This is a genomic window from Mesorhizobium sp. M0676 (genome assembly GCF_040320535.1).
In the GTDB taxonomy this organism is placed as follows: Bacteria; Pseudomonadota; Alphaproteobacteria; order Rhizobiales; family Rhizobiaceae; genus Mesorhizobium.
This window is the reverse complement of sequence record NZ_JAMYPU010000008.1, coordinates 1-12,029: the sequence shown is the minus strand read 5'-3', so window position 1 is coordinate 12,029 and position 12,029 is coordinate 1. Positions and strand designations below refer to the sequence as shown.

Genomic DNA, 12,029 nt, shown 5'->3' with positions numbered 1-12,029 from the left:
AGTGCGAAGCGGTTTTGGGACAACGACTTGCACAAAAGCAACAACCTTCGGCTCAGCTCTTGCTGGCCTTTTCCTTCACTGCCGAAACGGTCTCGTCCGGGCGGTGCTCGACGGTGCGCTTGTCTTCGGCGGTATCGTCGTCGGCCATGCCCTTCTTGAAGCTCTTGATGCCCTTGGCCATGTCGCCCATCAGCTCGGGTATCTTGCCGCGGCCGAACACCAGCAGCACGATCACCAGCACGATCATCCAGTGCCAAATCGAAAATGAACCCATTGTAACTCTCTCTCGAATGTTTTCCCTGGCGATGATCTATGCGTTTTCGCGTTGGGATTCAAACACAACAGCGACAAAGTTTATGAAGGCGTGGCTTATGTCACGCATTTTCGGCAAAGCTGCCCGCTACCAATCGGCGCATCTACCGCAGCAATGCAGCTTTTTGACAGCGGCTTGCGGTCAATCTTCCGTGACGCGCGGCGTCAGCAGGCCGAGTTCCTCGAGATCGATGTCGGTCAACGCATCCTCGTCCTCGGTCAGCGCGTCCGGATCGGCCGGCGGCAACGGGATGGCGAAATTCGACGGCATGCGGCCGGAGAGCAGCCCTGCCCCCTTCAGTTCGTCCATCCCGGGAAGATCGCGGATCTCCTCCAGTGCGAAATGGTCGAGGAAAGTGTCTGTCGTGCCGTAGGTGACGGGACGGCCGGGCGTGCGGCGGCGGCCGCGCATGCGCACCCATTCCGTTTCGAGCAGCGTATCCAGCGTGCCCTTCGAGGTCTCGACGCCTCTGATGTCCTCGATCTCGGCGCGCGTCACCGGCTGGTGGTAGGCGATGATCGCCAGCACTTCGAGCGCCGCGCGCGACAGCTTGCGCTGCTGCACCGTGTCGCGGCTCATCAGGAAGGCGAGATCGCCGGCGGTACGGAACGCCCAGGCATCGCCGACCCGGACCAGATTGACGCCGCGCCGCGCATAGATCTGCTGCAGCTCAGCCATGGCAGCGGCTATGCTGATGCCGTCGGGCAATCTGGCTGCGAGCTGCTTTTCGCTGACCGGCTCGGCGCTGGCGAACACGATCGCCTCGGCCATGCGTATGGCTTCGGCCATATGCAGCCGTTCGCCAGGATTCAGAAGCAGGGTATCAGTCGGATCCTGGGCGACAATGCCCTCCTCGGTCTCTTCTTCGACCTTGAACGGAATGACCGAAGCGTTGGCGCGTTCGCTCATGATGCCACCTCGACTGCCTTGATTGGCTGCGCGCGGCCGCGCAGATAGAGCGGCGCGAACACCTGGTCCTGCCGCATCTCGATGCTGCCTTCGCGCACCAGTTCCAGCGACGCCGCAAACGAGCTGGCAATCGCGGTACGCCGTTCGTCCGGGCTGGTCAGGTAATTGATCAGATAGCTGTCCAGCGCCGTCCAGTCGCGCAGCGAGCCGATCAGCCGGGTCAGGATATCGCGCGCATCCTTGAGCGACCACACGCCACGCCGGGCAATTGTCACATTGGTGATCGCCTGTTTCTGGCGCTGCTGCGCATAGGCGGTGAGCAAATCGTAGAGCGAGGCCGAATAGGCGTTACGCTTCTCGACGATGACCATTTCAGGCATCCCGCGTGCAAACACGTCGCGGCCGAGCCGGTTGCGGTTGACCAGCCTTGCCGAGGCGTCGCGCATGGCCTCCAGACGCTTCAGCCGGAACTGCAGCACCGCGGCCAGTTCCTCGCCGCTTTCGCCTTCCTCGCCGGGCTGCTTGGGGATGAGGAGCTTCGACTTGAGGAAGGCCAGCCACGCCGCCATCACCAGGTAGTCGGCGGCAAGCTCAAGCCTCAGCGCCCTCGCCGTCTCGACGAAGGTCAGATATTGCTCGACCAGCGCCAAGATGGAAATCCGCGACAGATCGACCTTTTGGTTGCGGGCGAGATGCAGCAAGAGGTCGAGCGGACCTTCGAACCCGGCGACGTCGACGACAAGCGACGGGTCGCCGGTGACCCGTGAATCGTCGTTCTCGGCCCACAGACGGTCCATCGGTGCGGCCTTCGCAGCCTTGCTGTCCAATGTCTCCGCCACTTGTTCCTTACCTCTGGTTAGAGCATGATGCCGAAACGTGTGAAGCGGTTTTCGGACGACATCATGCTCTCTCTATCTAATTTAGAGACGGATTCAGATTTCAGGTCGAACAGACCTGAAATCATCCGTCTCTAGGCCACCGCGTCGAAATAGGTGGCAAACTCGGCGCGTATCTCGGTTTCGTCGGCCCGGTCGCGATCCCTTATATAGGTCAGCGCCCGCTTGGCGCGCTCCAGCGACGTCCCTTCAAGTCCCGTGGTTCGCGATGCGATGCCCGCCATCTCCTCGAAAACGCCATTGCAGTGAAGGACCAGATCGCAGCCCGCCGCAAGGATCGAGGCCGCCTTTGTCGGGAAATCCCCAGAAAGTGCCTTCATCGAGGTGTCGTCGCTCATCAACAGCCCGTCGAAGCCGATCTCGCGGCGGATGATCTCGTCGATGACCTTGCCCGACTTGGTCGCCGGGTTGTTCGGATCGATGGCGCTGTAGACGACATGCGCCGTCATCGCCATCGGCAGATGGCTAAGCTCGCGGAACGGGGCGAAATCATGCCGCTGCAGGTCGCTCAGCGAGGCATCGACCACAGGCAGTTCGAAATGCGTGTCGGCAAAGGCGCGCCCATGGCCCGGAATGTGCTTCATGACCGGCAGCACGCCGCCCGACATCAGCCCTTCCGCTGCCGCGCGGCCGAGTTCGATGACCGGGCGCGGCTCCTTGCCATAGGCGCGCGCGCCGATGACGTCGCTGGCGCCCTCGATCGGCACGTCCAGCACCGGCAGGCAATCGGCCGAGATACCGTAGCGCAACAGGTCGAAGGCGTGCAGCCGCGCCATCAGCCAGGCAGCCCGGGTGCCGGCATCATGGTCCTTGCGCCACAATGCGCCGAGCGCGCCGCCGGCGGGATAGTTCGGCGCCAGCGGCGGCCGCAGGCGCTGCACCCGGCCACCTTCCTGGTCGATGAACACCAGCGCATCGGGGCGCCCGATACAGTCGCGCATTTCGGCAACCAGATCGCGGATCTGCTCCGTTTCGCCGATGTTGCGGGCAAACAGGATGAAGCCCCACGGGCATTCATTGCGATAGAAACGGATTTCTTCGCGGGTCAGCGATTTCCCGGCACAGCCGAGGATCATGGATTTTGATTCGGTCATTCCGCCAGTTTAGGGCTTCGCGCCGCCAAAGGGAATCTCCCCGGACGGCAAGCGCCTCAACCTCTCGCCCATCCACATGAAAAAGCCGGCGCGACCCTTGGGAAACGCGCCGGCTCTGATAGTTGGATCCGGCCTTACCGCGACACGAAGCAGTTGCCGCCGGCAGCCTTGTAGCTGGTGCACAGATTGATCGCATCGTTGCGCGACTGCGCAGGCACCCGGACACGGTAGAAGGTGCCCTTGCCGGCGATCTCCGCCTTGACGATGTTGGCGGTGCGACCGGCGAGCACATTTCCATAGCGGCGCTGCAGGTCGGCGTAGTTGGCCTGGGCGCTTTCGACCGTCGGCTGCGAAGCGATCTGCATCGACCACGAACCGCCCGATGTCGAAGCCGTCGCCGGAATGGAGGCAACCTGGTCGGGCTTGACCTCGCCGACCACGTCGACCGGCTGGTCGGACGGGCGCTGCGGCGCCACGGCAACCGTCTGCGGCGTGTTGGCGGACTGGGTCTCAGCCTTCGGCGCAGCCGCCGGCTTCACCGGCTTGGCGGTCTCGGCACTTGCCTGGTCGCTATCTGCCTGATCGACAGGCGCCACGGTGCCGGTCTGCTCGGCATCGGCCGAAGGGGCGACGTGCTGCGGCGCCGGGTCAAGCGGCTCAGTCGCCGCAACCTGCGGCGCGGCCGGCGTCGAGTCCTCGCGGGCCACCAACGAGCCGTCGGGCTTGACCACCATGGTCCGAACCTTGCGCGGGGCAACGGCGACGGTATCGGGGTTCTTGTCGGCTTCCTGCAGCACCTGCGCGATGCGGTCCTCGGACTTTGGCGCCGGCGCGACAGCCGCGTCGGGGTTGCCGGCAGCTTCGGGGTTGCCGGCAGCGTCGGGGCCTGGGGCAGCGCCGGTATCGTCGGGCGACAGATCGACGACGCGGCTTTCAGGCTCCTGCGCCTTCACATCGACCGGCTCTTCGGTGTTGGTGACCAGCTTCTCCTGAACCGGCTCGGCCGGCTTGGTGCCCTTGGCGACCGCATCATAAACCTTGTTGTCCTGGTTCGGCACCACGGCGCCGCCCGGATTTTCGGGCTTGACCTTGATCGGCCTGTTGTCGGCTTTGACAATGACCGGCGCATCGCTGCCGCCCTTGCCGCCGTACGACAAGGCGAAGGCGCCAAGACCGCCGGCAATCGCCACCGCAGCAACGACCCCCGCGACCAGCAGGCCGCTCCTGCGCGGCCGTGCGGCTTCCTGCTCGGCGAGGCCCGGCACCGCCATCGCCTCGTCCAGATCCGGATCGTAGTCGAGTTCATCGACCGCGAAATCGTCGGCCTGCGAAACCGGCTGGCTGCCGGGCAGATCGTCCATGTCGAAGCCGCCGGCGGCATCGGCGTGGTGAGCTTGCGTGGCTGCAAGCACTTCGGCTGGCCGCGCCGCATAGGCGCGCCGGTCGAGCTCGTGGCCCGAACTGAAGCAGGAACTGTAGGAATCGTCATCATAGCCGGCACTGCGTGCGGCAGTGGGCGGCGCCACTTCCACCGCGTTCATGTCGTTGAGCATGCCGGCGAATTCGGCGTCGATGTCGTCATAGGCGGCCGGCTCGTCTTGCTCGAAGCTGAGTTCTGGAATGTCGAGGTCGTCGGCAATCGCCACCACACGCTCCGGCACATCGACCGTCTCAACATCCGGCATCTCGTCATAGGCCTGAGGCGGCGCCTGGCGCGATGGCGTCGGCGCCACATAGGCAGCAGCGGCAACCGGCTGGTCGCGATAGCTTGGCGCTGCCGCCGGCGGCATGGACGGCTTTTCTGCAAAAGAAGCTTGCGGCTGCGCTGCAAAAGAAGGTTGCGGCTGCGCTGCAAAGGAAGGCTGGGCCGGGGTGGGAGTCACGCGGCTCCACGAACGCGCCGGCTCCGGCGGCGTCGAGCGCCAATCGCCAGCGACCGGTGCTGCCGTATCGTCATGACCGAGATCGATGCCCTTGGCCAGCGCCGCGTCGAAGGCATGATCATCGAACTCGATCTCGGGCACATGGCCTTCAAGTTCGCCGGCAAGCAGATCGTCGAAATCGGCATCGTCCGCCTGGGCCTCCTGAGGAGCAGGCGCGTGTTCGTCTAGGTCCCAGTCGAGATTATCGACCGGAGCGACCGGCGTCGCGACGGACCGCTGCACCGGGGCAACCGGCTCATAAGTCCTGGTGGGCTCGATGGCGGCAGCCCTGGTGGGCTCGGTGACCACCGGAATCGGGGCGACTGGCGCCGGGCGTGGTGTGGTCATGGCGCCAAGCAGCGCGTTGAGTTCATCTTCCAACGTCCGTTCGTCAGCGACCGGAGCGGCCGGGGTCGCCATATTGGTAGGCGCCACATAGGCTGGTGCGACCGGAGTTGGCTGAACCGGAGCGGGTGCGGTCTCGGCCACCGGCTCGTGATCGGCAAGCGCATCATCGATGCTCAGATCGAAATCGTCGAATGCTTCGTGCGCAGTCTCATGAGAGGGGCTGGCCTCCACGGTCCAGGCCGGCGTCTCGTCCACTTCCGGCGCATCCATCTCAACCGGCGCGCTGACCTGCAGATCGCTGACATCCAGATCGCGCTCTTCCGGATCCTCGGCCTCAACAGGCTGAGCCTCGAAAGCCTGAGGCTCGAATTGCTCGGCTGCAAAGTCCATGTCGACATCGGCCATCGCGTCATCGAAATGAACCGCAAAATCCTCGTCGGCAACAGCGTGGTCGGCGGCGCCGACGACCGGCGCCTCGGCTACTGGCGCGGCATACTGGTCCTGCTGCGCCGGCGCAGGACCGTCCAGCGTCAGCTCGTCTTCCAGCGACATCGAGACGGCATTGTCGAAATCATCGTCGAACGCGAGATCGTCGGCAGGCGCAGCAGCAACCTGCGCGACATCTGCGGCATGGGCGACGGTCGCGCCGTCATCGAGCAGCAATCCCTGCTCGAGCGAAGCGGCAAGGTCGTGATCCATCGGCAGGTCGTCTTCGAGCGGCGATACGTTTTCCAGCGAGCTGGCGACGGCATTGTCGAAATCATCGTCGAATGCAGCTTCGTCGAATGCGGGCTCGGCAAACGAAGGTTCGGCAAACGAGGGTTCAACGGGAGCAGCCGCAGCCTGCGGGGCAGCGCCGAAATCCAGATCGGCGGCATCGTCGAAGACGAAATCATATTCCAGCGAAGCAGCCAGCGCATCGTCCATCGCGGCATCGGTGGTTTCGAAAGCCGGCTCGCGAATCTCGGCAGCAGAGTCGTAGGGTTCAGCGGCAGGCTGGTGAACCTCGGGAGCTGGCTGGCTGGCCTCCATGGAACCGACTTCATCGCCGAATTTGCCCATCAACTCCTTCTCGAGGTCGATGTCGAAATCGCCCTCGTCCGCAGCCGTCTCGACGGCTGGCGCCTGCGGCTTGACCGGCTGGCGCGGATCGAAACCCATGATCCTGGTCAGTTCAGCGAACGGATCATCTTCGGCGATGTCGTTGTTGTCGGCTACTCTCAGCTGGGTTCTGTCTGCCATTATTGTTCCCGAACTCGCACTCATTCGGACGCCATGGACGTCGCGTAGGGTTGGCCCTTACCAGCGCAATGTGGGCAAATGGTGACAGGTGTTTTAGTTAAACCTAACGCATCTCAGTGGGCGCATCAGCCCCAATCAGCGTCAGGCCGGAAGTCAAAACATCCGAAACAGCCTGCACCAGCCCTAGTCTGGCATGAGTCAATTGTCGGTCGTTAACCTTAACAAAACGTAAGTCGGGATTCTCGGTGCCCCGATTCCAGTGTCCATGGAAGGTGGAAGCCAGATCGTAGAGGTAGAATGCCAGCCGGTGCGGCTCCAGCGCAAGGGCCGCGGATTCGATCAGCCTTGGATATTCAGCCAGCTTCCGGATCAGGCCGATCTCGCCCTCGTCGGTGAGCGACGCCGAGGCCGCGGCCAGGCTGTTGCGGTCGAAATTGGCCTCGCCCAGTTGCTCGCTCGCCTGCCGGAACACCGAATGACAGCGCGCCGAAGCGTACTGCACGTAGAACACGGGATTGTCCTTGGACTGTTCCGTGACCTTGGCGAAATCGAAGTCGAGCGGCGCGTCGCTCTTGCGGTAGAGCATCATGAAGCGGATAGCATCGCGGCCCACCTCCTCCACCGCTTCGCGCAAGGTCACGAAGTCGCCCGACCGCTTCGACATCCGAACCGGTTCGCCATCGCGAAACAGCTTCACCAGATTGCACAGCAGCACCGTGAGTTGCAGCTTCAGATCATCGCCTGCAATCGCCCGCGCCAGCGCTTCCAGCCGCTTGACGTAGCCGCCATGGTCGGCGCCCAGCACATAGATCAGGCCGACGAAACCGCGGTCGACCTTGTCCTTGAGATAGGCGACGTCGGCGGCGAAATAGGTGAACGAGCCGTCGGACTTGACCAGCGCCCGGTCCATGTCGTCGCCGACCGCCGTCGAGCGGAACAGCGTCTGCTCGCGGTCTTCCCAGTCGTCCGGCTTCTCGCCCTTGGGCGGCGGCAGCTTGCCCTTGTAGATATGGCCCTTCAGCGTCAGATCGTTGATCGCCGAGCGGATCCTCCTGGCATTGTCGGCATGCAGCGTGCGCTCGGAGAAGAAAACGTCGTGATGGACATTGAGCAACGCCAGATCCTCGCGGATCATCACCATCATGGCGTCGATCGTGCGGTCCTTGACGATTACCAGCGACTCATCGTCGGGCATCTGCAAGAGCTTGCGGCCAAATTCGGCAGCCAGCGCCTGACCGACCGGCACAAGGTAATCGCCGGGATAGAGACCGGCCGGTATCTCGCCAATGTCGTCGCCCAGCGCTTCGCGGTAGCGCAGGAAGGCCGAACGCCCGAGCACGTCGATCTGCGCGCCGGCGTCGTTGATGATGTATTCCTTGGTGACGTCATAGCCGGCGAAGGCCATCAGATTTGCAAGCGTGTCGCCGACAACCGCGCCCCGGCAATGGCCGACATGCATCGGCCCGGTCGGATTGGCCGAGACATATTCGACATTGGTCTTCTTGCCGCCACCAATGGTCGAGCGGCCGTAGTTTTGCCCCTCGCCCAGCAGCGCAGTCAGATGTGCCTGCCAGAAAGCGTCCTTGAGCCGGAGATTGACGAAGCCGGGACCGGCGACGTCGGCTTCGGCAACATCGGCGTCGCTGCGCAGCACTTCCACCAGCCGCTCGGCCAGCGCGCGCGGGTTCTGCCCGGTGGGCTTGGCCAGTACCATCGCCGCATTGGTGGCGAGATCGCCATGGCTGGCGTCGCGCGGCGGCTCGACGGCTATGCGCGACAGGTCGGGCGAAACGCCATTACTGTCTTTCAAATCAAGCGCTTCGACGGCTTTTGTGATTCGCGCGCTGAAATCGGCGAAGATGTTCATGGGTCTTGCTCTGGCGGACTGTGCAGGGGAACCGGCTCATTGGCCGGCAAATCGCGCCCGCCCTAGCTTAAATCGGGCGTATGGTCAAACAGACGGCGGTGTTCCTTCAAGGCGTAGGTATCCGTCATCCCCGCCAGGAAATCGGCGACGCTGCGCGCCTTGATGCGGTCCTCCGCCCGGTCGAGCCCCTCCCGCCAGCCGTCCGGCATGGCGCGCGGATCGGCGAAATAGACATCGAACAGGTCGCGCACGATCTGCTCGGCCTCAGTGCGAACGCGCATCACCTCGTCATGCCGGTAGAGATGCTTGTAGAGAAAGGTCTTCAATTCCTTCTCGGTCGCCGCCACGTCAGCGGAAAAGGTCACCATCGTTTCGCCCGCCGCCCGCACCGCTTCGGCGCTGTCAGGCTTGATGCGCTCAAGATTGGCGGTGGTGGAAACAATGACATCCTCGACCATCATCGTGATCTGCCGGCGCATCAGCTCATGGCCGGTGCGCACATCGTCCAGGCCCGGATAGCGCGCGCGCACGCTTGCCAGGATCGATCCCGGCAGCGCCACCGTTTCCAGCATGTCCAAGGTCAGGAAGCCGGAGCGCAGGCCGTCGTCGATGTCATGGGTGTTGTAGGCGATATCGTCGGCGATCGCAGCACATTGCGCCTCGATGCCGGCGAAATGGTCGAGTTCGAGGTCGTGCAGCTCGGAATAGTCGCGGATCGCCTGCGGCACCGGGCCTTTGAGCCCTTTTCCCTTGGCATCTGTCAGCGGCCCATTGTGCTTGACCAGCCCTTCCAGCGTTTCCCAGGTCAGGTTTAGCCCGTCGAACTCGGCATAGCGCCGCTCCAGCCGCGTCACCACGCGCAGCGACTGCGCATTGTGGTCGAAGCCGCCCCATTGGGCCATCCGCTCGTTCAGCGCGTCCTCGCCGGTATGGCCGAACGGCGTGTGACCGAAATCGTGCACCAAGGCGACCGCCTCGGCCAGATCCTCGTCGCCGCGCAGCGCTCGCGCCAGAGCCCGCGCAATCTGCGCGACCTCGATCGAATGCGTCAGCCGGGTGCGATAGTGGTCGCCTTCATGGGCGACGAACACCTGCGTCTTGTGCTTCAGGCGGCGGAAGGCGGTGGAATGGATGATGCGGTCGCGGTCGCGCTGGAATGGCGTGCGAGTCGGGCTCTCGACCTCGTCATAGAGCCGCCCGCGCGACCTGGCTGGGTCGCTGGCATAGGCCGCGCGCGGCCGATAGCCGAACCCAATGTCGCCAAGCTCATTTGTCATGGCTGATGCCGCCGCAGTTGACTTGCCCCTTCCCGCTTCATACCTATCATGTGAAACCGAAAGCAAGGTGACGCCCATGGGCGCTGATGCCAAGACTGCCATGAAAGTCGAGATGACCGAGTCCGCCGCCAGGCGGATCGCGAAAATCGTCTCTGGCGAGGCCGGCAAGACGGCGCTGCGCGTCTCAGTAGAGGGCGGCGGCTGCTCCGGCTTTTCCTACAAGTTCGACCTGGTCGATACGCGCAATGACGACGACGTCGCCATCGAAAAGGACGGCGCCACCGTGCTGATCGACGATTTGTCGCTGGTCTATATGGGCGGCTCGGTGATCGACTTCGTCGACGATCTGATGGGCCAGTCGTTCCAGATCCGCAACCCCAATGCAGTCGCCTCCTGCGGCTGCGGCACCAGTTTCTCCATCTAGGCAGATGTCCGGCGTCGGCGCGGTCCGTCAGGTCGCACTGTCGGCCGGGCGCGACCTCGACGTCACGCTGGCCTTCTGGCACGATGTGCTCGGCCTCAGCGTTCATGCCCGCTACGATCCGCCGGGCATCGCCTTCATCATGGCCGGTGATATCAGGTTGCTGTTCACCGATGGCGTTCCGGCCGGCACCGTCTATCTCGATATAGCCGGGCTCGAAGCCTTCCACGCCGAGGCGAAAGCGTGCGGCGTTCCCTTCACCGCACCGCCGGCGCTCGTCCACAACGACACCGAAGGCACGTTCGGAACGGCGGGGGAAAGCGAGTGGATGGCCTTTCTAAAGGACCCGGCAGGCAATACGATCGGGCTTGTCGAACGTCTTTCGCCCGAACATCCCTGAGGCCGCCCATGAAAATCGTCACCTGGAACATAAACGGCATTCGCGCCCGCATCGGCAACCTCACCCACTGGCTGAGCGAAAGCCAGCCCGACATCGTCTGCCTGCAGGAGATCAAATCGGTCGACGAGCAGTTCCCGCGCGCCGAGATCGAGGCGCTTGGCTACAACGTAGAAACCCATGGCCAGAAGGGCTTTAACGGCGTCGCCCTGCTGTCGAAACTTCCGTTCGACGAGGTTATCAGAGGCCTGCCAGGCGACGAGACTGATGAGCAGGCGCGCTTCATCGAGGGCGTGTTCTCGACCGACCAGGGCGCGCTGCGCGTCGCCTCGCTCTATCTGCCCAACGGCAACCCGGTCGATGACGAGAAGAAGTTTCCCTACAAGCTGGCCTGGATGGAACGGCTGCATCGCTGGGCCGAGCAGCGGCTGCTTCTGGAGGAGGCGCTGGTGCTGGCCGGCGACTACAATGTCATCCCCGAGCCGGTCGATGCGCGCTTCCCCGAGAACTGGCTTGGCGATGCGCTGTTCCAGCCGCAGACCCGGCAGGCCTTCCGGCGGCTGAAGAATCTCGGCTTTACAGAGGCGGTGCGCGCCGTCACCGATGCGGCCGACGTCTACACCTTCTGGGACTACCAGGCCGGCGCCTGGCAGAAGAACAACGGCATCCGCATCGACCATCTGCTGTTGTCGCCCGAAGCGGCCAACCGCTTTTCCTCGGCCTCGATCGAAAAGCATGTGCGCGCCTGGGAAAAACCTTCCGACCACGTGCCGGTGGCGATCGATCTGGCGCTGCTGCCGGCCTGATATCAGACGAAACCCTGATATCGCCACAATCGCGCCATTCAGTCAGAGATCAGCATGGCGGCTGGGGTTCCATGGCACTACGATTCCTCCTTTGCCCGATCGGCCTGGCATTTGCCATGGCCTCCCCTGCAGCGGCACTTGCCGACCAGCAGTGCCTGGCCAATGGCAAGTCCTACCAGGTCGGCCAGGTCACCTGCCTGACGGTTTCAGACAAGAGCCATATGGCCCGCTGCGACCTGGTGCTCAACAACACCTCATGGACCAAGATCGGCGACAGCTGCCCCGACAGCACGATGAAGCCGCATCTGCACGTCACGCCGATCTCGGTGCCGGTACACAGAGCGGCGCCGGCGGAACTCACCGAGAACTGATGGATGTGAGCTAATCTCCCCCCTTCGAGGGCATAGGCGCTAAGATAGGTATTGCCCTGCGGAATCGGGTGTGATTCTACGCTGCGATGACACACGAATCGCTTGTTGATGACGGCTGGGCCGAGACGATTGAGCTTCTGGGCGGCGAAGAGTTGATCGCAGGAAG

The 12,029-nt window shown here is 63.5% G+C and carries 11 protein-coding genes; 4 read left to right on the top strand and 7 right to left on the bottom strand.

Annotation, left to right across the window (positions count from 1 at the left end):
- Positions 1 to 52: 52 nt before the first annotated feature.
- The 7 genes from NKI35_RS10630 to NKI35_RS10600 form a co-directional block, all read right to left on the bottom strand.
- Positions 53 to 274, bottom strand: a complete 222-nt coding sequence (locus NKI35_RS10630) for a twin-arginine translocase TatA/TatE family subunit (RefSeq protein WP_023681650.1) — start codon at positions 272 to 274, stop codon at positions 53 to 55.
- A 180-nt stretch (positions 275 to 454) separates the two neighbouring features.
- Positions 455 to 1,222 (bottom strand): SMC-Scp complex subunit ScpB, encoded by a 768-nt coding sequence (gene scpB, locus NKI35_RS10625; protein WP_023707870.1) that lies wholly within the window; start codon positions 1,220 to 1,222, stop codon positions 455 to 457.
- On the bottom strand, positions 1,219 to 2,019 hold the full coding sequence (locus NKI35_RS10620; RefSeq protein ID WP_023667690.1) for a segregation and condensation protein A: 801 nt from the start codon (positions 2,017 to 2,019) through the stop codon (positions 1,219 to 1,221). Before NKI35_RS10620 ends, scpB begins: the two co-directional genes overlap by 4 nt.
- A gap of 173 nt (positions 2,020 to 2,192) precedes the next feature.
- Complete coding sequence (gene nagZ, locus NKI35_RS10615) at positions 2,193 to 3,212, bottom strand: beta-N-acetylhexosaminidase (protein WP_352739914.1); 1,020 nt, start codon at positions 3,210 to 3,212, stop codon at positions 2,193 to 2,195.
- Positions 3,213 to 3,346: 134 nt separating this feature from the next.
- Positions 3,347 to 6,724: an SPOR domain-containing protein gene (locus NKI35_RS10610; protein WP_352739912.1), complete on the bottom strand. Its 3,378-nt coding sequence runs from the start codon at positions 6,722 to 6,724 to the stop codon at positions 3,347 to 3,349.
- Positions 6,725 to 6,827: 103 nt separating this feature from the next.
- Positions 6,828 to 8,591 (bottom strand): arginine--tRNA ligase, encoded by a 1,764-nt coding sequence (argS, locus tag NKI35_RS10605; RefSeq protein ID WP_023739016.1) that lies wholly within the window; start codon positions 8,589 to 8,591, stop codon positions 6,828 to 6,830.
- A gap of 62 nt (positions 8,592 to 8,653) precedes the next feature.
- Positions 8,654 to 9,868: a deoxyguanosinetriphosphate triphosphohydrolase gene (locus tag NKI35_RS10600; protein ID WP_023716245.1), complete on the bottom strand. Its 1,215-nt coding sequence runs from the start codon at positions 9,866 to 9,868 to the stop codon at positions 8,654 to 8,656.
- Between the two features lie 76 nt (positions 9,869 to 9,944).
- Here NKI35_RS10600 and erpA point away from each other — a divergent pair, with 76 nt between their 5' ends.
- From erpA to NKI35_RS10580, 4 genes are all read left to right on the top strand, one after another.
- Positions 9,945 to 10,292, top strand: coding sequence for an iron-sulfur cluster insertion protein ErpA (gene erpA / locus NKI35_RS10595; RefSeq protein WP_027050337.1), 348 nt, complete (start codon positions 9,945 to 9,947; stop codon positions 10,290 to 10,292).
- 4 nt (positions 10,293 to 10,296) lie between these two features.
- Positions 10,297 to 10,689, top strand: coding sequence for a VOC family protein (locus tag NKI35_RS10590; protein ID WP_352739910.1), 393 nt, complete (start codon positions 10,297 to 10,299; stop codon positions 10,687 to 10,689).
- An 8-nt stretch (positions 10,690 to 10,697) separates the two neighbouring features.
- Positions 10,698 to 11,492, top strand: coding sequence for an exodeoxyribonuclease III (xth, locus tag NKI35_RS10585; RefSeq protein WP_023688213.1), 795 nt, complete (start codon positions 10,698 to 10,700; stop codon positions 11,490 to 11,492).
- A 71-nt stretch (positions 11,493 to 11,563) separates the two neighbouring features.
- Positions 11,564 to 11,863: a hypothetical protein gene (locus tag NKI35_RS10580; protein ID WP_352625646.1), complete on the top strand. Its 300-nt coding sequence runs from the start codon at positions 11,564 to 11,566 to the stop codon at positions 11,861 to 11,863.
- Positions 11,864 to 12,029 lie beyond the last annotated feature (166 nt).

What these genes read in the sequence shown, in the direction of transcription:
- xth (WP_023688213.1), top strand. Translation starts at nt 10,698, where the DNA reads ATGAAAATCGTCACCTGGAACATAAACGGCATTCGCGCCCGCATCGGC.
- NKI35_RS10610 (WP_352739912.1), bottom strand. Translation starts at nt 6,724, where the DNA reads ATGGCAGACAGAACCCAGCTGAGAGTAGCCGACAACAACGACATCGCC.
- NKI35_RS10580 (WP_352625646.1), top strand. Translation starts at nt 11,564, where the DNA reads ATGGCACTACGATTCCTCCTTTGCCCGATCGGCCTGGCATTTGCCATG.
- NKI35_RS10620 (WP_023667690.1), bottom strand. Translation starts at nt 2,019, where the DNA reads ATGGACCGTCTGTGGGCCGAGAACGACGATTCACGGGTCACCGGCGAC.
- argS (WP_023739016.1), bottom strand. Translation starts at nt 8,591, where the DNA reads ATGAACATCTTCGCCGATTTCAGCGCGCGAATCACAAAAGCCGTCGAA.
- nagZ (WP_352739914.1), bottom strand. Translation starts at nt 3,212, where the DNA reads ATGACCGAATCAAAATCCATGATCCTCGGCTGTGCCGGGAAATCGCTG.
- NKI35_RS10630 (WP_023681650.1), bottom strand. Translation starts at nt 274, where the DNA reads ATGGGTTCATTTTCGATTTGGCACTGGATGATCGTGCTGGTGATCGTG.
- scpB (WP_023707870.1), bottom strand. Translation starts at nt 1,222, where the DNA reads ATGAGCGAACGCGCCAACGCTTCGGTCATTCCGTTCAAGGTCGAAGAA.
- NKI35_RS10590 (WP_352739910.1), top strand. Translation starts at nt 10,297, where the DNA reads ATGTCCGGCGTCGGCGCGGTCCGTCAGGTCGCACTGTCGGCCGGGCGC.
- NKI35_RS10600 (WP_023716245.1), bottom strand. Translation starts at nt 9,868, where the DNA reads ATGACAAATGAGCTTGGCGACATTGGGTTCGGCTATCGGCCGCGCGCG.
- erpA (WP_027050337.1), top strand. Translation starts at nt 9,945, where the DNA reads ATGGGCGCTGATGCCAAGACTGCCATGAAAGTCGAGATGACCGAGTCC.